23 protein-coding genes and 2 pseudogenes are annotated in these 21,614 nt (G+C 70.7%); 10 read left to right on the top strand and 15 right to left on the bottom strand.

Annotation, left to right across the window (positions count from 1 at the left end; translation table 11 throughout):
• Positions 1–2: 2 nt before the first annotated feature.
• The 5 genes from ACIBEJ_RS50795 to ACIBEJ_RS50775 are packed head-to-tail and all read left to right on the top strand — an operon-like array spanning position 3 to position 4,629.
• A complete protein-coding gene (locus tag ACIBEJ_RS50795) occupies positions 3–761 on the top strand; it encodes an SGNH hydrolase domain-containing protein (protein ID WP_397190255.1) in 759 nt (252 codons plus the stop codon).
• Positions 761–1,945, top strand: a complete 1,185-nt coding sequence (locus ACIBEJ_RS50790) for an acyltransferase family protein (RefSeq protein ID WP_397190254.1) — start codon at positions 761–763, stop codon at positions 1,943–1,945. Before ACIBEJ_RS50795 ends, ACIBEJ_RS50790 begins: the two co-directional genes overlap by 1 nt.
• A 58-nt stretch (positions 1,946–2,003) precedes the next feature.
• The gene (locus ACIBEJ_RS50785; RefSeq protein WP_397190253.1) at positions 2,004–2,531 is read left to right on the top strand and encodes a hypothetical protein; all 528 of its coding nucleotides are present in this window, start codon (positions 2,004–2,006) and stop codon (positions 2,529–2,531) included.
• The gene (locus ACIBEJ_RS50780; RefSeq protein ID WP_397190252.1) at positions 2,528–3,211 is read left to right on the top strand and encodes a response regulator transcription factor; all 684 of its coding nucleotides are present in this window, start codon (positions 2,528–2,530) and stop codon (positions 3,209–3,211) included. Before ACIBEJ_RS50785 ends, ACIBEJ_RS50780 begins: the two co-directional genes overlap by 4 nt.
• Positions 3,208–4,629: an ATP-binding protein gene (locus tag ACIBEJ_RS50775; RefSeq protein WP_397190251.1), complete on the top strand. Its 1,422-nt coding sequence runs from the start codon at positions 3,208–3,210 to the stop codon at positions 4,627–4,629. Before ACIBEJ_RS50780 ends, ACIBEJ_RS50775 begins: the two co-directional genes overlap by 4 nt.
• Before the next feature lie 334 nt (positions 4,630–4,963).
• Here the strand turns inward: ACIBEJ_RS50775 and ACIBEJ_RS50770 are convergent, their stop codons facing one another.
• Positions 4,964–5,383 carry a hypothetical protein gene (locus ACIBEJ_RS50770; protein ID WP_397190250.1) on the bottom strand — a complete coding sequence of 140 codons (420 nt, stop codon included), beginning with the start codon at positions 5,381–5,383 and terminating at the stop codon, positions 4,964–4,966.
• 280 nt (positions 5,384–5,663) lie between these two features.
• A complete protein-coding gene (locus ACIBEJ_RS50765) occupies positions 5,664–6,566 on the bottom strand; it encodes a LysR family transcriptional regulator (protein WP_397190249.1) in 903 nt (300 codons plus the stop codon).
• Positions 6,567–6,741: 175 nt separating this feature from the next.
• Between ACIBEJ_RS50765 and ACIBEJ_RS50760 the strand changes: the two genes are divergently transcribed.
• The 3 genes from ACIBEJ_RS50760 to ACIBEJ_RS50750 all read left to right on the top strand — a co-directional run bounded on the left by ACIBEJ_RS50760 (position 6,742) and on the right by ACIBEJ_RS50750 (position 8,536).
• Entirely contained in the window at positions 6,742–7,047 is a 306-nt protein-coding gene (locus ACIBEJ_RS50760) for a DUF1330 domain-containing protein (protein ID WP_397190248.1), read from the top strand.
• Positions 7,048–7,445: 398 nt separating this feature from the next.
• Positions 7,446–7,988, top strand: coding sequence for a hypothetical protein (locus ACIBEJ_RS50755; RefSeq protein WP_397190247.1), 543 nt, complete (start codon positions 7,446–7,448; stop codon positions 7,986–7,988).
• 11 nt (positions 7,989–7,999) lie between these two features.
• A complete protein-coding gene (locus tag ACIBEJ_RS50750) occupies positions 8,000–8,536 on the top strand; it encodes a hypothetical protein (RefSeq protein ID WP_397190246.1) in 537 nt (178 codons plus the stop codon).
• Between the two features lie 168 nt (positions 8,537–8,704).
• Here the strand turns inward: ACIBEJ_RS50750 and ACIBEJ_RS50745 are convergent, their stop codons facing one another.
• On the bottom strand, positions 8,705–9,304 hold the full coding sequence (locus ACIBEJ_RS50745; RefSeq protein ID WP_397190245.1) for an MBL fold metallo-hydrolase: 600 nt from the start codon (positions 9,302–9,304) through the stop codon (positions 8,705–8,707).
• A 65-nt stretch (positions 9,305–9,369) separates the two neighbouring features.
• On the opposite strand from ACIBEJ_RS50745, the gene ACIBEJ_RS50740 reads away from it, so the two are divergent.
• Positions 9,370–10,305 (top strand): helix-turn-helix domain-containing protein, encoded by a 936-nt coding sequence (locus ACIBEJ_RS50740; protein ID WP_397190244.1) that lies wholly within the window; start codon positions 9,370–9,372, stop codon positions 10,303–10,305.
• A gap of 326 nt (positions 10,306–10,631) precedes the next feature.
• Here ACIBEJ_RS50740 and ACIBEJ_RS50735 read toward each other — a convergent pair whose 3' ends face one another.
• The 9 genes and pseudogenes from ACIBEJ_RS50735 to ACIBEJ_RS50695 all read right to left on the bottom strand — a co-directional run bounded on the left by ACIBEJ_RS50735 (position 10,632) and on the right by ACIBEJ_RS50695 (position 19,239).
• Positions 10,632–11,501, bottom strand: coding sequence for a hypothetical protein (locus ACIBEJ_RS50735; RefSeq protein WP_397190243.1), 870 nt, complete (start codon positions 11,499–11,501; stop codon positions 10,632–10,634).
• A complete protein-coding gene (locus ACIBEJ_RS50730) occupies positions 11,498–11,860 on the bottom strand; it encodes a hypothetical protein (protein WP_397190242.1) in 363 nt (120 codons plus the stop codon). The genes ACIBEJ_RS50735 and ACIBEJ_RS50730 overlap by 4 nt, the downstream gene beginning before the upstream one ends.
• Positions 11,860–15,165, bottom strand: coding sequence for a CHAT domain-containing protein (locus tag ACIBEJ_RS50725; protein WP_397190241.1), 3,306 nt, complete (start codon positions 15,163–15,165; stop codon positions 11,860–11,862). Before ACIBEJ_RS50725 ends, ACIBEJ_RS50730 begins: the two co-directional genes overlap by 1 nt.
• A 596-nt stretch (positions 15,166–15,761) precedes the next feature.
• On the bottom strand, positions 15,762–16,055 hold the full coding sequence (locus ACIBEJ_RS50720; RefSeq protein WP_397190240.1) for a hypothetical protein: 294 nt from the start codon (positions 16,053–16,055) through the stop codon (positions 15,762–15,764).
• Positions 16,056–16,108: 53 nt separating this feature from the next.
• Positions 16,109–16,675, bottom strand: a complete 567-nt coding sequence (locus tag ACIBEJ_RS50715) for a DUF4240 domain-containing protein (protein ID WP_397190239.1) — start codon at positions 16,673–16,675, stop codon at positions 16,109–16,111.
• Between the two features lie 64 nt (positions 16,676–16,739).
• Positions 16,740–17,030, bottom strand: coding sequence for a hypothetical protein (locus ACIBEJ_RS50710; protein WP_397190238.1), 291 nt, complete (start codon positions 17,028–17,030; stop codon positions 16,740–16,742).
• 452 nt (positions 17,031–17,482) lie between these two features.
• Entirely contained in the window at positions 17,483–18,136 is a 654-nt protein-coding gene (locus ACIBEJ_RS50705; RefSeq protein WP_397190237.1) for a hypothetical protein, read from the bottom strand.
• A gap of 288 nt (positions 18,137–18,424) precedes the next feature.
• A pseudogene (locus ACIBEJ_RS50700) lies at positions 18,425–18,748 on the bottom strand (Tn3 family transposase); the annotation flags it as partial.
• Positions 18,749–18,891: 143 nt separating this feature from the next.
• Positions 18,892–19,239 carry a hypothetical protein gene (locus tag ACIBEJ_RS50695; RefSeq protein ID WP_397190355.1) on the bottom strand — a complete coding sequence of 116 codons (348 nt, stop codon included), beginning with the start codon at positions 19,237–19,239 and terminating at the stop codon, positions 18,892–18,894.
• On the opposite strand from ACIBEJ_RS50695, the gene ACIBEJ_RS50690 reads away from it, so the two are divergent.
• Complete coding sequence (locus ACIBEJ_RS50690; protein ID WP_397190236.1) at positions 19,171–19,374, top strand: hypothetical protein; 204 nt, start codon at positions 19,171–19,173, stop codon at positions 19,372–19,374. The two genes, ACIBEJ_RS50695 and ACIBEJ_RS50690, sit on opposite strands and share 69 nt — an antisense overlap.
• A 118-nt stretch (positions 19,375–19,492) precedes the next feature.
• On the opposite strand, the gene ACIBEJ_RS50685 is transcribed toward ACIBEJ_RS50690, so the two are convergent.
• From ACIBEJ_RS50685 to ACIBEJ_RS50675, 3 genes and pseudogenes are all read right to left on the bottom strand, one after another.
• A complete protein-coding gene (locus tag ACIBEJ_RS50685) occupies positions 19,493–20,821 on the bottom strand; it encodes an alpha/beta fold hydrolase (RefSeq protein WP_397190235.1) in 1,329 nt (442 codons plus the stop codon).
• An 11-nt stretch (positions 20,822–20,832) separates the two neighbouring features.
• Complete coding sequence (locus tag ACIBEJ_RS50680; RefSeq protein WP_397190234.1) at positions 20,833–21,171, bottom strand: ArsR/SmtB family transcription factor; 339 nt, start codon at positions 21,169–21,171, stop codon at positions 20,833–20,835.
• Between the two features lie 39 nt (positions 21,172–21,210).
• Positions 21,211–21,450: pseudogene (locus tag ACIBEJ_RS50675) on the bottom strand (dihydrofolate reductase family protein); the annotation flags it as partial.
• Positions 21,451–21,614: the final 164 nt, after the last annotated feature.

Here is a 21,614-nt window from a genome sequence, read left to right as displayed (position 1 = left end):
CCATGCACACGACGAAGTTCTCTGCCCTCCTGGCCGTGGCCGTAGCCGGGGTGGTCACGCTCTCAGGCTGCGGCGACACCTCCACCGCGCACACCGAACCGGCCGCGAACGGCGTCAGGGTGTTGTGGATGGGCGACTCCATCGCCGGCGCGCAGGCCCCCGCCCTGGAGGCGGCGCTGAAGGCGGGCGGCGCCGCGTTCAAGGACATGTCCTCCGCCGGCGGCGGCAACGTCGTCACCGGCGACCACGAGGTGACCGCCATGGGCGCCAAGGACACCTGGAAGGCACTGAAGGACAACCTGGCCTCCTTCAAGCCGACGGTGGTCGCCTACCAGATCACCTCCTACGACTGGGGCACCGAGCAGCAACAACTGTCGGCCTACCGGAAGCTCGCCAAAACCGCCCAGGACGGCGGCGCTCGGCTGGTGCTGGTGTCGGCTCCGCCGTTCAAGATCGACGAGTTCTTCAAGCCGCACGAGAGCGCGATCAGGAGCGCCCCGGCGATGGCCGCCAAGGCGGCCGGGGCGGCCGGCGCGCGGTACCTCGACGCCGCGCCGCTGTGGGGCCGCGACCACGCCGACGCGAAGGCCCAGCGGGCCAAGGACGGCATCCACTCCTGCCAGCAGGGGTCGGCGGCGTTCGCCGCCTGGTTCGCCAAGAGGCTCGGCGAACTGGGCGGCTTCACCCCGGCCGCGCCCGGCGCGTGGGCGAAGGGGCCGTGGACGGGTGACGAGCGGTTCGCCAAGCTCGGCTGCGGCTGATGGCCGTCGACCGTCCGCACATCGGGGCGCTGGACGGGCTGCGCGGGCTGGCGGTCGCCGCGGTCCTGCTCTTTCACGCCGGCCATCTGCGCGGCGGGTTCCTGGGCGTCGACCTGTTCTTCGTCCTGTCGGGGTTCCTGATCACCGGTCTGCTGCTCGACGAGCTCGGCAGGAGGGGCCGCCTCGACCTGGCGGCCTTCTGGGGGCGCCGGGCCCGGCGCCTGCTGCCCGCGCTGACCCTCGTGGTCGCCTGCACGCTCGTGCTGACCTGGGCGCTGGGCAGGCGCGACCTGCTCGCCACCGCTCTCCAGGACGCGCCCTGGGTCGCCGCCCAGAGCCTGAACTGGCACTTCATCGGCGAACGGATCGGCTACTGGAACGCCTCCGGCACCCGCGTGTTCGCCCATCTGTGGAGCATCGGCGTCGAGTGGCAGTTCTACCTGCTCTGGCCCCTCGTGGTCGCGCTGGCCGGAAGGGGCCGGGCCGGGCATCGCCGGGTCGCGCTCATCGCGCTGGCCGGGGCGCTCGTCTCCCTCGTGCTCATGATCCGGCTCGGCGCCGCCGTCGACACCACCCGCGCCTACGAGGGCACCGACACCCGGGCCTTCTCCCTGCTCCTGGGCGCGGCCGCCGCCACCGCGCCCGCCCGGAGCGCGGTGGCCCGTCTGCCGCGTACCGCGGTGAACGCGGCCTGCGCCCTGGTGACGACCGCGCTGGCCGTCTCCTGGCTGGTGACGAACGGGGAAAAGGCGCCGGCGCTCTTCCAGGGCGGGATGTTCGCCCACTCTCTGGGCGGCGCCGTCCTGATCGCGCTGCTGGCCCACACCCCCGACGGTCCCGTGGGCCGGGCGCTCGGCGCCGCCGTACCGCGTGAGCTGGGAAGACTGTCCTACAGCCTGTATCTGTGGCACTGGCCGGCCTACCTCCTGCTGCCCCGACCGCCGACCGGGCTCGGCGGCTGGGCGTGGACCGCCGTCGCGGTCGGGCTGTCGCTGCTGGCTGCGGTAGTCTCGAAGGTCGCCGTCGAGGATCCGGTACGGCGGCGCGCCGGGTGGACCCGCGGCCGACGCGGCTGGACGGCGCTGGCCGCCACGGGGGTTCTGGTGGCGGGGCTGTGGACGGCGATGCCGCGACCCGAGCCCGGCGCCGGGACCGTGGACGTGAGCCGGCTCACCCAGCCATGACCGGAGCGACCAAGCCATGACCGGAGCGACCGAGCCAGACGTCCAGGGGAGCGAACACATGCGACAGCCACGGCGCCGCGTGGCGGCCATCCTGGTCGCGGCGGCGACGCTGGCGGGCTGCGGGATCGGCGACACCGACGCGCGCCCCGCCGGACCGCCGGCACGCGGCGGACTGACCGAGGCCGGCAGCCGGCTGCTGCGGGTGTACTTCGTCACGCCCCAGGGCACCTGGCCCGTCTCGCGGCCCGCGCCGGCCGGCGACCGGCTGCAACCGGCCATGGACGCGCTGCTGGCCGGCCCCACGGCGGCCGAGCGCGCCCGCGGCCTGGTCTCGCAGGTGCCCGCGGCGACCCGGCCGATCCGCGCCACGATGACCCGAGGCGGCGTGGAACTACGGGTGCCGTGGCTGGTCAGCGACCTGCCGCCGATGGCGGTGAGCCAGGTGGTGTGCACGGCCGCCGCGGTCCCGGGCGCCGGCTCCGAGCCCGTCGTCAAGGTGTTCGAGGCCGGCCTGGCCGGTCCGCCGTGGCCGGTCCGGTGCGACGAGAGCGGCACCGCCGTCCCTGCCCAGCTAGGCGCCTCATGACCCGCGTCCTGGTGATCGAGGACGACCCGGCCGTGCGCCGCGGCGTCAGCGTCGGCCTGCGCCACCGCGGCCACGAGACCCTGCTGGTGGCCACCGGCGAGGACGGCCTGGCCGAGCTCATCGCCGGCGCGCCCGACGTCGTGCTGCTCGACCTGATGCTGCCCGGCATGAGCGGCCTGGAGACCTGCCGCCGCATCCGCGCGTTCAGCCAGGTGCCCATCGTCATCCTGTCCGCGCGCGACGACGACGTGGACGTGGTCGTCGGTCTGGAGGCCGGCGCCGACGACTACGTCATCAAGCCGGCCAGCGCCGAGGTCATCGAAGCGCGCATGCGCGCGGTGCTGCGCCGTACCGCCCAGCCCGCCTCCCCCGGCCAGGCACGCATCACCTACGGCGACCTGTACGTCGACCGGATCGCCCTGCGGGTGCTCAAGCACGGCGAGCAACTCGCGCTGGCGCCGACCGAGCTGAAGCTGCTGCTGTTCCTGTCGGCGGCGCCGGAGCAGACCTTCAGCCGCCAGCAGCTCCTGGAACAGGTGTGGGAGCACTCCTTCCACGGCGACTACCGGCTGGTCGACGCCTGCGTGATGCGCCTGCGAAGCAAGATCGAGGACGATCCCCGCGAGCCGCGCTACATCCAGACCGTGCGGGGCTTCGGCTACCGGTTCGGGCCGCTGTGATCCGCCTGCGGCGCGGGCTGCGTGCCCAGCTCGTTCTGGTGTTTCTCCTGGTCACCACGCTGGGCGGGGTGACCGCCGCCGCGCTTACCTTCCGGCAGGGCCGTACCGCGATCGTGGAGCGCGCCGAGGCCGACGCGCTGCGCGAACTGCGCGCGCATGTCACCGCCCGCGCGCCCGACCTGCCCGCCGATCCCGGCCAGGCCGACCTGCGCGCGCTGGCAGTGCAACTGGACCGCGCGGCGGGCCCGCGCGAATGGCGCACCGCGCTGTCCTACCGTGGCGGACCGCTGGTCACCGGCGGAACGCAGGCGCCGCCGCTGCCCGCGCGGCTGCGGGATCGGGCCGCCTCGGCGCAGACCGCGCTGACCCAGCGCTTCCACCACGCCCAGACGCCGTGGCTGGCCGTCGCCCTGCCCGTCACCGCCGCCCGCGCGCGGGGGCCGGCGCCGGTCGTGGTGTACGCCTCGTTCTCGCTGGCCTCCCAGCAGCAGGACGTGGAGTCCCTGGCGGCGGCCGCCCGGGCGGGAGCCGTACCCGTCGCGCTGGCCTCCATCATCCCCGCGCTGCTGGCCGCGCGCAGGCTGCTGCGGCCGCTGCGGCGGCTGCGCACGGCCGCCGAGCGCGTGTCCGGCGGCAGCCTCGACACCCGCGTCGACATCACCGGCGACGACGAACTCGCCGAGCTGGGCCGCACCTTCAACACCATGGCCGCGACCCTTCAGGCCGACGCGGCCGCGCTGCGCGCCATGGAGGCGCGGGCGCGCCGCTTCGCCGCCGACGTCTCCCACGAGTTGCGTACGCCACTGGCCGCCATGGGCGCCGTGACCGAGGTCCTCGACGCCGACGCCGCCTCCGGCCGCCTGGCCCCGCTGACCGCCGAGGCGCTGAACCTGGTCTCCGACGAGACCCGCAAGCTCACCCGCCTGGTCGAGGACCTGATCGAGGTCTCGCGCTTCGACGCGGGCGCCGCCGTACTCCATCTCGACGAGGTCGACCTGGGCCGGCTCGTCACCAAGACGCTCGCGCTGCGGCACTGGCAGGACCGCGTCCACACCGACCTGCCCGCGGGGCTGCGCGCCCGCGTCGATCCGCGCCGCCTCGACGTCATCCTCGCCAACCTCGTCGGCAACGCCCTCCAACACGGCGGTACGGCGGCGCGCATCCGGATGCGGGCCGGCACGGACCTGGTCACCATCACGGTCACCGACGACGGCCCCGGCATCCCGGCCGACCTGCTGCCCCACGTCTTCGACCGCTTCACCAAGGCCGACACCGCCCGCGCCAGAACCGAGGGCAGCGGCCTCGGCCTTGCCATCGCCGCCGAGAACGCCCGCCTGCACGACGGCACCCTGACCGCGGCCAACACCCCCGAGGGCGGCGCCGTGCTGACCCTGACCCTGCCGCGACGAACCACCTGAACCCGGCCTGCTCGCGATGACAAAGCCCCCACCTCCGACCACTGCGGGGCTTCCTCCTGCGGTGGTCGGCGGGCGGCGATGACATCAACGGTGCGGGAGTACGCAGGCTGCTGCGGCACACCGGATACGTGGGCAGGGTCGGGTCATCCGATCCCGGGGTGGCCAGATGGCTGGAACCATGGCAGTCGGGCTCGGTGTGGATGACGACCAGCCGTGACGTGCGATTCCTGACCGGCTGAAACCAGCCATCCCCATAGCACCCGCCGTGGAGGGCGGGCCAGAAGGGCACGGCATGCGGGCCTGAGCACCCTCATTCCCTTCTCCGGTTGAGCACTCAGCATGGGCTGGCAGTCAGGTTGATGAACCAGACCGGGTCCCAGTCCACTCCGATACCGGAAACTCCGGCCGGGATACAGCCGATCTGTACCTGGTTTCTGTTCTCGAGGCGCATGGCGGCACCGCCGGTCTGGCTGTTGGCGGCGATTCCTCTACCAAGCCAGTCGCTCAGGCTGTAGCGGCCGTACCTGAAGAACTTGAAGACGTAGGCCCCATTGCCATAGGGCACCGAAGCACACGCGTACTGCGACTGACAGGTGACACTCCCGCCTCCCGAGATGAACTGGCGCGACGCAGCGGCGGGCGACGTGTTCGGCGCCGCCGCGGACACCTCCGCCCCCGCGGCTACCGCCGGTCCGCCACCCAGTAAGACTCCTACTGCGGCCATCGTCGTGAGTGACCTTTTCAGCGCTGCCATGGAACGACCCTTCTCCTCGATGTGAGTGCTTCTTGACAGAAGAAGCACCTCTTCTGGTTCTGGGATACAGCGCCGTAGTTGTTCAGATTCAGCGGGAACGAAAAATCAATCAATCGCCAACAATCGGCCCCGCCCGAGAAACCTGGGCCATGACATGCCGCGAAGGGAATCGAGGTGGTCGAGCCCGCGCCTTCATGTCAACGTGCCGCACCGGCTTTCGAGTACGTCTTCGAGAGCGGGCGAAACCAGGGCGGCCAGTTTGTTGAAGTTCGCTTGCGCGTCAGTCCGGCAGCCAGTGCAACTCGTGCGCCAGGGCTTTGGCGACGGCGCGGATGCGGTGGTGCAGCGGCGACTGCTCGCGCGGGAGGACCAGGTGGATCGTCAAGCCGGGCGCGCCCCGCAGCGGCCGCCAGGTGAGACCGGCCGGCTGCGCCGTGGCCGCGGCCTCTCCGGCCGGGGCGAGGGTGACCCCGTCGAGCAGGTCGCGCTGGGACAGGTCGAAGGAGACCGCGGGCGTGTGGAATCGAGGGTGCGGCCGGGCGTCTCGGAACAGCGCGGACAACTGGTCGTGGATCACGGGGTTGGCCGCACGGTCCGGGAGTCGCAGCGGATACGCGGCCGCGTCGGCGATCTCGATCTCCGGGTGTTCGGCCAGCGGATGGTGCCGCGCCAGTTGGACCCCCACGCGCATGCGCCGCAGCAGGAACCGGCGCACGCCACGGCCCGGCTGTTCGCCGCGGGTGATCCCGGCATCGATGCGGCCGTCGGCGACCGCCGGGGAGATCTCCGGTGTGGCCATCGGGACCGCGCCGACCTCGAGTCCGCTGTTGCCGCGCGTCAGCCTGTCCACCAGGGCCGGTACCGTCTCGGCCCCGGCGCTGAGGCTGTATCCGAGGCGCAGCGTGCCCAGTTCGCCGGCCGCCGCGCTCCGGGCGGTGTCCCATGCCCGGTCCAGCGCCGCCAGCGCGGGCGGCGCGGACTCCGCCAGGGCCGCGCCGGCCGTGGTCAGCACGACGCTACGCGTGTTGCGGACCAGCAGGGCCGTGCCGAGTTCCGCCTCCAGCCGGCGCATCCGGGCGCTGAGGGCGGGCTGTGCGATACCGATCCGTGCGGCCGCACGGGTGAAGTTCAGCTCCTGCGCCAGCACCAGGAAGTACCGCAGGCTCACCGTGTCCGGCGCCACGTGTCCTCCCCGCCGATTGATAACGATCCGTTCTGAGTCTAGCCAGAACCGATCTTTCCCTCGACCCCACATCAAGCCCTAACCTGCGCATATGGCGATTCAGGCAACCGCTGTACCTGTCGCCTGAGCGTGTATTTCGACGTCGGACGTGTCCGGCCTGACGCAGGAGGTTTCCATGGCCAAGGGTTACTGGGTCAGTGTCTACCCCGCCGGTTCCGACTCCGGGAGGCTGGCCGCCTACGACGAGCTGGCCGGTCTGGCTGTCGAGGCCGGGGGCGGGCGCGTCCTGTCCCGGATCCCGTCCCGTGGCGGTCGAGTGGTCGCCCACGAGGCCGGGATCACGCAACGCGTCGTTCTGATCGAGTTCGACAGTTTCGAACAGGCCGTGGCGACATACGAGAGCGAGGCGTACCGGAAGGCGCTGGTGGCCCTTCCCGACGGTTTCGAGCGCGACTTCCGCATCATCGACGGCATCGACTGACCCACAGGCTCGGCCGATGACCAGGCCGGGGCCATTCCGAGTTTGGGATTTCGAGCTGCGGTTCTCCTGCTGTTGAAGTGGCCCAGGGACGCGCCAGGACGGCGCAGCGGGTCCTGACTCCGGGCCTGGCGTCGCGACGCGGTCGGCAGGCCGGTGAGGTCCACGCGGATCTCGCCGTAGGGCGTCAGGCTGGCGTGGAACAGCGGGGTGAGGCCGCCGGGCCCGCGCGGGGTCCGTGCCGTGCCCGCACCACCAGGCCCGCGGCGACTCCGGACGCCGGGCACATCGGACTCGGGAAAAGCAACCGTCCCCCAGCGCGTCTTTGGACGCAGATTCTCCGGCGTGATCGGGATGTACTTCCCTGCGGACAGGGGGCCGATCACTCAACAAGGAGAACCATGAGACTCAAGCGCGCACTCACCACGGGGGCACTGCTCGCCCTTCCCCTGACGGCCGTGTTGGCCGGCCCGGCGATGGCGGCCACCAGCGTGAGCGGCGTCGGCGGCCAGCTCACGATCAACTCGGGGAACGTCGGCGACGAGATCAACATCAGCCTCGAAGGGGGATTCCTGGTCGTCCGGAACTTCAAGGACACCATGAACACCCCCAGCTTCAACTGCCAGCGGCTCGACAGCCGCACCGTCCGCTGCCCCAGCGCCGGGATCACCAAGATCCAGGTGCAGACGCAGGGCGGCGGCGACGTCGTCCGCAACAACACGGCGCTGCCCACGCGGGCCTTCCTCGGCCCGGAGGGCGATCAGTACTCCGGCGGCAGCGCCCGGGACTTCGTCAACGGCGACGAGGGCAACGACCTCATCGACGGCAACGGCGGCAGCGACATCCTCATCGGCGACAGCGGGGGCTTCGACCAGGTCTTCGGCGGCGCGGGCATCGACCTGTGCGACGCCGAGGCGGAGAACTCCTGCGAACAGCAGGCCTGAAGGAGCCGGCATTGAAGACCAGACACGCGATACTCACGGGGGCCCTGCTCGCCATGCCTCTGGTGGCCGTCACGGCCGGCCCTGCGATGGCGTTCACCAACGTGAGCGCCTCCTCGGGGCAGCTCTCCGTCAACTCGGCGAACGTGGCCGACGACATCAGCATCAACCTGGAAAACGGGTTCCTGGTCGTCAGGAACCCCGCGGACACCTTGCTCGCGGGCAGCGCCGTCTGCTCGAAGGTGGACGATCACACCGTCAGGTGCCCGAGCGCGGGGATCACCAACATCCTCGTCAACAGCCAGGGCGGCTCCGACACCGTGCGCAACAACACCTCGCTCAGGTCGCGGGCCTTCCTCGGGCCCGGCCGTGACACCTTCTTCGGTGGCTCGGCTCAGGACTTCGTCTCGGGCAACACCGACAACGACGTCCTGAGCGGCAACGGCGGCGCCGACATCCTGCTCGGCAACGAGGGTGGATCCGACCAGGCGTTCGGCGGCCCCGGCAGCGACTTCTGCGAGGCCGAGACCGAGGGCGGCTGCGAGGAGTGACCGACCTGTGCGGGGCGGCGCCGTCGGACCGCCCCGCACAGGACTGTTCAGGACAGGAGCTGCGGCGACTTTGCGGAAGCCATCGCCGCCCATCAGGACGTGGCCGCCCGGTCTCACCGAGCTCGGGCATCGCACGGGGCGCACGCTTTGACCAGCCGGACGCCTCCGTCAGAGAACCGCATCCCCCGAACCCGCGAACGGCGCCCCATGCCCCGGCACGATCGTGTCGGCCGCTGCGAGGACCCGCTCCCGGCTGCGCCGCAACTGCTCCCGGTCCGGCGCCACCGGATCGTCCGCCGGCCCGTCGGCCCGCCACCACAGGTCCCCGGCCAGGGCGACGACACCGCCTGCCGTACCCACGAGCAGGGTGATGTCCTGGGCGCTGTGCCCGGGCGTGGCCAGCAGCTTGAGCGAGTCGGTCAGCACATGCCCATCCGGGTCCCGGTCCGTCCGCGTGTGCCCCTGGTAGATGGCTTTGTGGTCGTGCATGCGAGCCTGCGGGAAGAGAGCGGCGTTGACGATGTTGTCGGGGTGGTGATGGCTGAGGATCACGTCTGTGATGTCAGCGGGCGTCAGCCCGAGCGCGGCCAGGGGCTCGAGGATGGCCGATGGGCCGGGCACCATGCCGGGGTCGAAGATGATGCGCAGGTCACCGTCCGCGACGTAGGACACGGTCGCGGCCACGCCGGGACCGGTCGAGCTGGTGTAGCCGATGTGCAGGACGTGGTGGGTGGCGGAACGGCCCGAGGGGGCTTCTGTCGTGGTCACCAGGAAAGAGTGCCGGGAGGCGACCTGCGTAAACAGTGGCCAATACGCCATTAAGGGTGGTAGTTGTGCCACTTGTGGGATTCAAGACAGTTGCGGCGTACGCGCCCGACGGGGTGACCGCGCTCGCTCTGGGTGTGGTGGGCGAGGTGTTCGGCGGGTTCGACTTCGCGGTGTGCGGGTTCCGGCCCGGCCCCGTGCGGACCGATCTGGGGCAGAAGCTGGCGGTCGAGCACGGGGTGGAGCGATTGCTGACGGCCGACCTGGTGTTGTCGTTGCCGGGTGACGCGTTCCGCACGCCGCCGCCTGAACCGGTGCGCGCGGCGTTCCGGGCGGCCTGCGGCAGAGGGGCGATCGTGGCCGCCCACTGCGTCGGGGTGTTCGGGCTGGCCGCCTCGGGACTGCTTGACGGGCGGCGGGCCACCACGCACTGGCGCTTCGCCACAGAGCTCGCCGCACGCTATCCGGCCGTGACCGTCAGTCCCGACGAACTGTACGTTGACGAGGGGCGGGTCCTGACCGGCGCGGGCGCGGCGGCGGGCATCGACCTCGGGCTCCACCTGGTACGGCGGGAGCACGGCCCGGCCAGGGCCAACGCCATCGCCAGGGAACTGGTCACGCCGCCGCACCGTGAGGGCGGGCAGGCGCAGTACATCGCCACCCCGGTCCCCGCCGACGGCGGGGACGAGCGGCTGGCGCGCGTCCTCCAATGGGCCCGCGACCGGTTGGATCAGCGCGTTTCGGTGGACGAACTCGCGGCGCGGGCGCTCATGAGCCGCCGTACGTTCGCCCGCCGTTTCAGGGCCGCGACAGGGGGTTCTCCGCAGGCCTGGCTGCGGGACCAGCGACTCAACCTGGCCGAGGACTTGCTGGTCACCACCGACCTGCCGATCGAGGAGGTCGCCAGACGGACCGGGTACGGCAGCGCCGCCCTGCTCAGGGAGCGCTTCGTGGAGCGACGCAAGATCTCTCCCCGCGAGTACCGCCGAACCTGGTCCACCTGACGATCACCCGGTCCTGCCGGTTACCTGCCGCCCACGACCTTCAGGACATCTCCCTCGGTGTCGGTGAACAGCGCGTACATCATGCCGATCTGTACGCGGGACCACGACTGCCCGCCCCACCGCAAAGATCTCTTCTTCGGAGCCGCGCCTTCGGCTCGCGGGCGGCGGTGCGCAGGTCGGCTTCGGCGGGATCTCGCGCCGGCGGACCTCGGAGTTGCGGACGATCTTCGGCAGCACCAGGGCGTGACGGCTAAGGAACGTTCAGCGGGGAGTCAAGCGACCCGAGCTGATTCCCGCATGTAACTGGAGAAAGCGGGCGTCTGATCTCATGTCCCCTTACGAAGCTGTTCCGTGATGCGGCGTCCGACGACCGTCGAGTACGGCGCGTCCTCGTCCAGGAGGCCGAGGGCGCGGGCGAGGTCGCGATGACGCAGGTCGACGACCGCCTCGACCAGGTCGGCCAGTTGTGCGGCGGCCCGCAGCCCCCGGCGCGCGCCCGTTACGATCACGACCGCGCCGATTACCCCGCCGGGCCACCACACGACGGCGAGCGCGGCGTACAGCGCGCCCCACGCGGCGAGCGTGGTCGCCGTGTCGAAGCCGCGACGCGCGGCGGCGACCGTCTGCCGCGTCGCGTCGTCCACGACGAGCCAGAGGCGGGGCCAGGCGGTGGCCAGGTCTAAGCCGTAGTGCTGCCAGACGCGGTTCTGCGTCGCGCGCAGGCGATCGCCGATCCGCGCCGGCAGCACCGGCCGCTCCAGCCCGATGCGGTTACGAACCTCGGCGAGCGCGTGCGCTTCAGCCGGTTCGGCTTGGAGGAAGCGCTTGTGGGCGGCGTCCCATTTGCGGGCACGGCGTTCGACGAGCTTGTCGCCCAACAGACGAGCCGGGCCCCTCGACCAAGACACCGTCCAGATCCGCTCCGTCAGACCCGCGAGGCCCTGGGCCAGCAGCCCGGCGGCGGCGGCCGCGAGCACGATGCCGAGCAGAAGCAGCGCCAGCGCGGCCGGCCGCCCATCGAGCTGCCCGGCCAGGCCCTCCATACGGCCGACCAACTGCTCCGTGCCGTACCAGAGGCGCTGCCCGAGCACGACGGCCGCCGTGAGCGTCGCCACGTAGAGGAGCCCGGGCAGGACCAGGAGCGTCATCCACCGCTCGGCGATCTTCTTGCCGAGCTCGTCCAGTACGGTGCTCACGCGCCCGACCCGAACGCCGGCGAGAACTGCATGTCGCGGCCGTGGACGCCGCAGTAGGGAAGGCCTTGCGCCGGGCCGCGCACCACCTCGCGCGGGCAGGTGCCTCCGGGACACACGTAGGCGCCATTCGCCACGTGCCCGAACGCTCCGGGCAGCGCCGCGTACGTCTCCCGTGTGGGGTCAGGCGCAGTGGCGGCCGGCAGTTCGAGCAGCGCGGCCAGGCTGTCGGCGACCTCCTCACCGTCGCGGGCGAGCGCGATCAGCCGGTCGAACTCGGGCCCGAGGCGCCTGCGCAGCGCCAGCCTGCGCAGCCCGAACCAGTCGCGGCAGATCGTACCCAGGGTCAGCGGATCGCTCATCAAGGTCCCAGGTGGATGTGAGAGGCCCACAGGTGTGGCTGGTCGGGGGCGGCGGCGCGGACGTGGCGGAGCACGTCGTGCAGAGCCCACGCTGCGTCCGCGGCGATCAGACCGTCACCCGACGTCGCGAGCCGGTCGTAGACCTGCTCGGAGATCGTGGCGGCGACTGGGTCGAGCACCGCCCACAGCGTGCCCACGACCTGGCGGAATCCCGCCAGGTGCAGCGCGCCCGCGAGATGCACGGCCTCCTCTTGCAGGACCAGGCCGGGGCGAGCGGTGTGGCAGGCGGACAGGAACGCGAACTCGGCCCGGTCGAGGCGCATCCGCGACAAGTCGGGAACGGTAAGCCGGTCGTCGTGCAGCACGAGCGCCGCGCCGGAAGGGCTCTCGATGGCTTGGTCGCCGTGGCACGCGAAGTGCACGGCACCGCAGTGGCGCAGCGCCTCCAGCACCGCCTCCCGAGTGGCGCCGGCTCCGACCAGTGCCTGTGCCCCGGGGAAGCGGTCCAAGACGGCCGTCACCTCCCGCAGTGCGTTCGGCAGCCCCTGATCGGGCAGGGCGACGACGGTGGGCGGGCCCGTCGACGTGCGCGGCCGGTCGCGCATGTGGTCGAGCGACCTGATCGTGGGTGTGTAGGACGACACGACCCGGTCGAGCACGCTGTCGTGGCCGTCGCCGGCCGCGTGCAGCGGCAGGAACGCCAGTGGGCCCGTGGGCAGCCACCACACTCGGGGCTGGTCCTGGGCCGGGCCGTGGCCGAGCTCGTCGAGCACAGGCCGCGCGACCGCCTTCCACAACCACGCGAGTACGTCGTTAAGCAGCAGGCGAGCACTGGACGTGGTGGGGTCGCCGAGCGCGGTCACGCTCAGGAAATCGGCGACGTTGTCATACAGCGCGTCGGAGGTGAGGCCGGGCAGCGGCAGCGTGCGCACCTCGTCCGGGGTGACGATCAGTGCGTCGCTGCGTAGTTCGCACACGTTGAGGTAGATCAGGGCGCCTTCAGCCGCCGTGCGCTTCATTCGTCCGGCGTCCAGGGGCCGCAGGAAGTCGTGGAAGCCGTCGAGAGCGCGGATCTCAGTGACGAGGTCGTCCCAGCGGGAAGCGAGGCGCTGCCGGCGGTCGGCGTCGCGGGACGGGTCGTCGACGTCGCTGGGGGGCCGTTCGACGAGCAGTGTGTCGAGCGCGCGGCGGACCTCGTCAAGGCGCCGCGCCAGATCCGGGTGCGCCGCCGCGAGTTCAGCCGCGTCGGTGCGGGTGTCGAGCGCTTGGGCGAGCAGGACGCCGCGTCCCTGCTCCAGGATCTCGACCGCGGCCTCCGGCCGGCCCGCTGAGAGCGCGCACGCCGCGCCCACCCTGGCCATGCTGCCGACGTCGACGAGGTGCCGCTCCTGGTCCTGCCGGGCCAGGCCGCGCCAGGCCAGCAGAGGCAGCAGTTCCGCACAGGCCGTGGCGGCCGTGGCGGCGGTGTCCCAGTCCTTGCGTTCGATCTCCAGCGACGCCCACGCCAGAGCAGCGTCGACGCGGCTGCTCACCGGAGCGCTCGCGCTCCGGCTCGCGGCGCGCAGCGACGCGCTCGCCTCGTCCAGCAGAGCTTTCTCCCCAGTACGCTGCGCCTGCCGCATCAGGGCGGCGGCCAGCACGCTCAGGGACTCGTGGCCCAGTTCCTCCCGGCCCGCGGCCTCGCGGGCGAGTTCGACGGCTAGATCCCCGTCCGCCTCGCCCATGAGGAGTACAGCCACGAGGTTGTTGACGACAACGACCCGGTCGCGCCGCTCGTACGGCGTCGCCGCCAGCGCCGCCCGGCCCAGGCGGACGGCCTCGGCGAGGTCGGCGGGATCGCCCAGCGACTGGTATCTGCTGCCGTGCAGGAGACTGAGCAACGAGACGGTCCAGGCCCATCGGGGGTTCGGCTCGGCGAGGTCGGCGACCACCCGCGCGGCCAGGCCGATCGCCTCGTCGAGGTCCTCCCGCCTCCCGGTGGCCGTGTGCCTCGCCCGCAAGATGACGGCCAGGTGCGCCTCGAAGGCGGCACGCCACACATGGCCGGGCGGCATGCGTTCCACGGCCTCCCGGCAGGCCCTGACCGCCTCGTCCAGGTCGGCGGCGGCGCCGTTGCGCAGGTACCTGGTGAACAGGCCCACCCCCAGGTTGAACCGGTAGGCCGGGTACTCTGCGTGCGTGGCGGGGCAGTCCTCCACGGCCGCACGTTGCACGGCGATCGTCTCGCGCAGGTCGGCGAAGGCGCCGGTGACCTCGTACCGCAGGCTCAGCGCGTCGGCGAGGGCGGACAGGCGGCGGGACCAGAGCGGGACTACCTTTGGCGAGCGGCGCACGGCCTCCTCGGCCAGCTCGACTATCTCGTCCAGGATCGCGTCGCCGCCGCCGTGGTTGAACCGTGTCCTGAGCACCGCGACCAAGGTGGAGAGGAAGACCGCGCGTTCCGGGTGACCGTCGCCGGCGAGGAGCAGGACCCGGCGCGCGTGCCGTTCGGCGTCGGCGAGGTCGGCGGGGTCGCCGGCGCGCTGGTGACGCAGGAGCAGCGCGGCGTCGAGATGGGAGAGCGTCGCGATCTCCTCGGCCGACCCCGGCTCGGCCAGCTCGTGCCCCTCGCGGGCCTGGCGTGCGGACTCGTCGAGGTCGTCCAGATCGCCAGAGAGCTGGAAGCGCGTCCGCATCGCCTGCGCCAGTACCGTGCGCGCCCGCGCCCGCGCCGGATCGGCCGTCACCGTCGCGACCGCCTCCCGGCCCAAGGCGATCGCCTGCTCCAGGTCCGCGCGCTCGGCGTGCGCCTCGAACCGCCACAGCAGCGCCTGCGCGTGCTGGAACAGCCGGGCGGGACGGTCGGGGTGGCCGGGTGGCAGCTCGGCGACCTGACCCTCGGCGACCTCGACGGCGAGATCGTCGAGGAAGCGGTCGCGCTCGGAGGAGCCGGCGTGGGCCTCCCGCTCCCTGTCCTCGAATCGGGCCACGGCGGGCTCCGGCTCCTCCTGCCTGCCACGCGTCAACTGGCGGAACGACTCCTCCAGATGCTCGGGCACCTCCTCGGGCGGCACGCCGAGCCGCAGCAGGGTGATCTCGGACAGTTGCATCGCGTGGACGAGCCGCTCCCCCGGCGTCACCACGTGGGCCCCACGAGCCGCCAGCACCGAGCTGACCAGCCGGCTGTCGGCCTCATCCGCGCCCGCGACGATCAGATGACACATCATCACGTGGATCTGGTCGCCCTTGAGGTGGCGGGGATCGCCCGTACGCGCGTAGCGGTTCCATCGCGCCCGCAACCGCCCGCGGATCCACCTCGTCACCATACGGCCTCCGCCGCCTACTCTCGATGCCGCCGATGGCGAAATCAAGAGGCGCGCATGCCCTCCTCGACCGCCCTCGACTCCGAGCGCGCTACCTCTCCGGGATGGCCACGATGAACTCATCAAGACACCCGCGGACGAGTGATCGTTGTGCCGCTCGTACGGCATCTTCGAGGGCTCGTTCACATGCCGACCTCCGCCCCAGGAGGCGACTCCTGTGCACGCTGGTCAGAGCGGCACGCCTCGTCACCGTCGTCGGGTTCGGCACGTCGTTCGGCATCTCCATTGGCGCGAGGACGGCGAGTGGAGCCCGCAGGGCCCGGACGGCGTGATCGACGGCGTCACGGACCTCTTCAACCAGCACGTTTTCAGGGCTCGCCCCAAGCCGGTACAACGCCGCCGCCGAGGTCTTCCGGGTCCACAACCAGCGGGCTGCAATGGGAACGGGCGGGACTCCGGTGAGACTGGAGGCCCGCCCGTTTCTGCGATGTTCGCCCTGGTCAGCGGCCGGAACCGCTGGTCAAGATCGTGTGCCCCTGCGGGGGACCGCGCAAACGGGCACCGCAACGAACTGCGGGAAGTGAAACCGACCGTGGTTGTTACGGATGATATTCGGCCGAGGCCGGAGACCTGAACGGCGATCCGCCGACCGCTGATTCCGGGTGTCGATTCGTATCAGCGTGGCAGGCATTGGGTGGTTTTGCGGTCGCCTGGTGCCGCGCATTGACGGTGGATGTCAGGCGGACCCGGTCGGGGCGGTACAGGTCGCGGGCGTGCTCCACCGGCACGCCCGTGGCCGTGTAGGCCGCGCCAGCGGCGCCAACAGATGCGGCGACGGAATGATCAGTCTTCTGGCTCAGGCTGGCCTTCTCGGCGAGCGCCTCTTGCGACAAGTGCTGTTCGCGTCTCCTGGGAGCGCGGGACGGTCGCCTAGGTGGTATGCCGATCACGTTCCGTCGCTACGCAGGAAGGCCATCGTGAGAGGCAGACGGCGTTCAGCCTCGGCCCCGTCCTCACAGTCCCACTTCTCGCCGAGCCACTCATAGCCCGACGGGCGCTGCTCAAAAACGGCAGCGGAAAACGCCTCCCCGACACCCATCTTCCGGCAGGCGCGCATCGCCACATAGTCAAGGCGTTCGAACTCCGGCCGCTCCTCGTCGGTCCAGCACCATAGGTTGGCGTAGGCCGCCACCACCTGGGGTAGCGTAGTCAAAAGGTCCGGCTGCTCGACGACCTTCTCGTACGGCTCGCGCCCCAAGCTGATCAGCCAGCTCACCCCGTAATGGAAGCCGTTGATCGACGACCCGAACACCTGCCAGTAGGCGCCGAGCATGTCGTCGCTATGGCCCCGGCCACGCGTCGTCTCGTAGTGGACCTGGTATTCGACGATCTCCTGCAGCGGCAGGCGGGTGAGTTCGTTCTCCAGCCACTCCAGGCGTGCCTGGCGGGTGGCGTGCCCGACACCGGAGCGTTCGATGAGATCCCAGAAGGCCGAGATGTCTATACCCGGCATGATGGCACCCGCGGCAGGCCGTTCTGTCCCGTAGACACGACAGCAGAGAGACGGCCGAGACGTCTCACATCAGCCGGCACCTGACGCCGGCGAGGTTACCGGTCAGGACGAAGAAGAACGCCGTCTCGCACCGGTAGTGGCCTGCGGCGGGGCCCGCCTTGATGTGGACATCGACGTCGCCGATACCGGACCCGCCGCAGAGCCGCCCACCCAGGTAGTATCCGGCGCCTGTCGGGTCCGGGGTGCGGTCGCCGTTCGCGCAGTCGTAGACCCCGCCCGCGTAGGCGGGGGCAGCCATCAGAGGTACGGCCAGCAGAGCCGTGCCGAGCAGGGTTGCCACGCGTCTGAGGAGCATGCCCTGACGATAGGTCTCCCGCCTGGACGCTCCTAGGTGCTGCCATCACCATCAGATGTGCGTTTCTCACGACTTGCCGGGCGGCCATGCCTGATCCGGTGCTGGACATCCCCGTAGGCGCCCTGCGGACAGCACATCACCGCCGCCATGCCACGCTGTCGCATCCGGGCATTGCGCCTGCCGATAAATTCCATCCGTCCAGGTCACGGCCACACTGCTCTCTTTACAGGCAGGCTCCGGCCCTTACAAAGCCAGTGCGGCAGGATGACCGGTCGTACTCCTTCGCCTGGCACCGGCACCCGGGTGAGGTTCGATCCCGAGGATCGAGCCTTCCTGGCTGCTCTCCTGGCGCCGCTGCCCCGCGATGTCTTGCGCCGGCTGAGGCTGCTCATCCGGCCGGACACTGTCGTGCGGTGGCATCGTGATCTGACGAAGCGGCGTCATGCTCGTGCCTACGCGCCGAAACGGTGCGGGCGCCCGCCAACCGTCCGTTCCATCCGCGCCCTCGTCTTGCGTCTGGTACAGGAAAATCCGTCCTGGGGGTACCGGCGGGTGCATGGAGAGCTCGTCACGCTCGGCATCAAGGTGGCACCGTCCGCGGTCTGGGAGATCCTCAAGAAGGAAGGCATCGATCCCGCGCCTGAGCGGGCGTCCACCACCTGGGCCGACTCCTGCGCTCCCAAGCCGATGCACTGCTGGCCTGCGATTTCATCGAGACCGTCACTCTCGGTGGAAGGCGTCGGTACATCCTGGCCGTCATCGACCCAGCCACCAGACGCATCCGGGTGCTCGGCACCACCACACACCCGACCGCGAGTACGACGGATTCGCTCGATCGTGGCGGCCCAGCCGGCATGGAGCTGACGCGCCGCCTCGCGCAGATCGGCAGGGTCCTCGGAGCGGATCAGCAGCCGCACCGGATTACGCCGGTCGAGCTCTGCCTCGACGTACTCGGTGACCTCGACCCCGTTCACCACGAGGTTGGTGACAAGCCCGTCGATCACGGCGTCCTGCATGACGACGCCGATCAGGCGTGCCCCGGTCAGATCGCACTCGCGAAACTCCGCACCGTGCAGGTCCTCGTCGACATACCGCTTCATGTTCATGCTCCGCATGCTAGGGCCGAGTACCGACAAGCCGGCCTCCCTGACCCCGCGACCTCCATCCCATGGTGCGGTCGGCTCTCCCGAACATCGATCATGGTTCCAGCCCTCAAGTGCGGTCTGAACTCACGAACAAATGCGGTCACTTCTCACGAACGAAACCAGTGTTCCCCAGCGGCGTAGTGAGTCCATGCTCCGCCGCTCTCCCTGAGAAGGCGTTCGGTGGTCTTGTCGTGGCAGCCGAGGGCATCAGCGACAACGGGAGCCAGGGGATCTCGAGGAGTTGCTGTTCGAGTTCCACAGCGCAACCGCATTGACGACCAGGCCGAGCGCGGCGAGTTGATCCTCCTGGCCCTCCGATACGTCTTCCGGATCTGCCGCTGCGCCGTGGCAGATCGTGCGGGCCAGTCGGTGCCGCGACTCCTGCACGGTGAGCTGCTTGTTGAGGTTGCGCCGGTAGGTGTCGTCGATCGGGTCCAGGATGGACTGCGGGTGCAGGGTCTTGTCGATGCGGCCGTATTCGGCGAACGCCTGCCCCAGCGGGGTCGGGCAGCCGTTACGGGCGAACATGCGCAGCAGGTCGCGCACCTGGTTGGTCACCAGCGATCCGGCGACCCCGTCTTTGATCACCGGGGGTGAGGCCGACGTTGCAGGCCTCGCTGATCAGCAGCGCCGCCAGCGATCTCGGCAGGTCGGGCAGGTCGATGCGGGGCAGCATCGTCTGACAGGCGCCGCGCAGCCACTTCAGCGAGGCGCTCTCACCGAGCGCGCCGAGCTTTCCACCGACAACCGGGCGTGCCCATCGGCCGGCCACCCGCTGCGGCTCCCAGCGACTTCGATTGGCCCAGCAGCTTCAAGAACGGCCGCACGGTGTTGAACTTGTCCACCAGCGCGGCGCGCAGCGCCGCCTCCGCGGCCCCGTCGTCTTCCGGCACGAGCTCTTCCACTGACTCCAGCGCGGCCAGCACCTGCTTCTTGCTCGCGCCGGCCACGTGGCCTGGCGATGAGCTGAAGCCTGCTGCGCCCGGGGCGGGCCGGTGATCGTGGAAGGGACCCACTGCCAGCAGCGCCGGCGCGTCACGGTCCGTGCCGTTGCGGCCGCGCACGGCCTGCCTACCCTCGTCATCGCCTTCACGCCGCCCCTACAGGTGTGCCTGCGGTGCCAGGGCCAGCGCGGCCGCCGTGTCCCGCCGACGTCGCCCGCCAGCACGCCGCGGTGCGGTCCGCTCTGCCCGCCCTGACACGGGAGGGACACGCGGCCGTGCTGTTCGCCGGCGAGATCGGCGACCACTCGCCCGAGAAGGAAGTACGGGCCGAGAGGCTGGAAAGATCGTCGTGGGGCGGTGTCTGCCGGGCTGGTCAGCCGAGGAGGAAGGTGCGGGCCTGGTCCGCGACGGGTTCGGGGGCCATCCAGAAGGCGGAGTGGTCGTGGTCGGCGAGGGTCAGGACGGTTACGTCCGGCAGGATGGCGGCCAGTGCGTGGGCTCCGGTGCGGATGAAGGGCTCGCCGTTGCCGCCGACGGCGACCGCGATGGGTGCCTTGATGGACCAGCGGTCGGTGGGCAGGGGCTTGCCGTCTTGGAGGCCGCGCATGATCTGGCCGTCGTAGGCGTAGGTGTGGGCGTAGGCGGCCATGGCGTCCCAGGAGGGGTCCTGTTTCATCGCCGGGATGTACTCGGCCGGGACGCCGATCATCTCGGTCATGAAGTATTCGACGGCTTCGCTGCGTTTGCCCGCGGCGACCAGGGCGCTCTGGTGCTGGACGTAGTCGGCGGGCGCCGGGGGCTTGGAGTCGTCGACGATGAACGGCGGTTCGTACAGGTAGAGTCCCGTGATCTTGTCGCCCAGCGCGCTGGCGGCGTCGAGGGTCAGCCCGCATCCGCCGGAACCGCTGGTCAGGGCCGCGGAGCCGCCCGCGATCTCGATGAGGGCGGCGATGTCGTCGATCTCGCGGGCGGGGTCGTAGGGCTGGGGGTCGCCGCTGGCGCCGCGGCCGCGCCGGTCGAAGCTGATCACGGTGAAGTCTTTGGACAGCGCCTCGGCGATGCCGGCGACGCCGGTGTGGTCTTCGGCGACGTTGCTGATCACGATGATGGCCGGGCCGGATCCGGTCTTCTGGTAGGCGATGGTGGTGCCGTCGGCGGAGGTGAGGGTGGAAAGCTCGGACATGATCGTTTCTCCTTCGTGGGTGGGTGAGTGGTCGAGCAGGCCGCCGAGCCGGTCGAGCGCTTCGGCGTAGCCGTCGGCCATCTGCAGGTCTACGGCCCGTTGCAGGGCCTGGCCGTCGGGGAAGTGCGCGGTGACGGAGGCGTTGCAGCCCTGGCCGGTCGGGGTGAAGGTGACCGAGGTCGGGAAGGCACCGCTGTCGGGCTGCCACGCCGCGTCGGCGAACGCGTCGTCGTAGGCGAGCTCGCGATGGTCGGCGACGGCGGTGTAGGTGGCGATGCTGCGTACGGGCTCGGCGGAGGCGTCCACCGGTGCGATCTCGAAGCGCCAGCGTCCTCCCGGCCGCACGTCCATCTCGTAGACGGTCGCGGCCCAGCCTTGCGGTCCCCACCAGCGGGTGAGCGCCTCGGCGTCCGTCCAGGCCCACCACGCGCGCTCGACCGCGGCCGTGTAGGTGCGGCTGATGTGCAGGGTGTTGGCCGACCTGTCGACCACGATCCCATCCGCGGTTTGCGGGGACATGCTCACGCTCCTCATTGATCGGTGGTGTCGTCGAGAAGGGCGCCGAGGCGATCCATCCGCTCCGACCACAGAACGGCGAACCCTTGCGCCCAGTCGCTCAGCTCACGCATCGCGCCCGGGTGCAGCCGGTAGATCCGCTGCTGTGCTCGCTTGGTCACCTCGACCACGCCTGCCTCCGACAGCAGCCGCAGATGCCGGGACACCTGCGGCTGGCCCAGGTCCAGCGCCTCGACGATGTCACCCACCGCCCGCGGGCCGTCCCTGAGCAACTCGACGATCCGGAACCGGTTCGGCTCCGAGATCGCCGTCATTCGCAGTTGCACGTTGTTGACCACACCCAGAACATACACCCTTGTGTATATACACGCAAGTGTATGTATGAGACTGATTCAGGGGCGGCGGTAGCACAAGGAGACGGCGCCGGTGGCGGGGATGGTTGTGGCGTGGGAAAGCTGCCACGTCGACGTGAGTCCGTCGGGCAGCAGGCGTACTCCGCCGCCGAGGGTCGCCGGCATCACGGCCATGTGGAGTTCGTCGATCAGGTCGGCCTGGACCAGGGCCTTGATGATGCTGGCGCTGTTGATGACGAGAATGTCGCGGCCCGGCGCGCCCTTGAGCGAACGCACCTCTTCTTCGAGGTCACGGGCGACGCGGGCGTTGCTCCATTGGGTCGAGGAAGCCGTGGGTGAGCCACTCGACCTAGGAGCTGTTCGGGGTTCGGATCATGTAGGTGAGGTGAGGAGTTTCAGCCACATGATCGAGCCTCGGAGGTGAAGTCCTGCCTCGTAGCTTT

Source organism: Nonomuraea sp. NPDC050790 (genome assembly GCF_044456745.1).
Lineage (GTDB): Bacteria > Actinomycetota > Actinomycetes > Streptosporangiales > Streptosporangiaceae > Nonomuraea.
The sequence above is the reverse complement of the archived record's forward strand: the minus strand, read 5'-3'. Positions and strand labels throughout refer to the sequence as shown.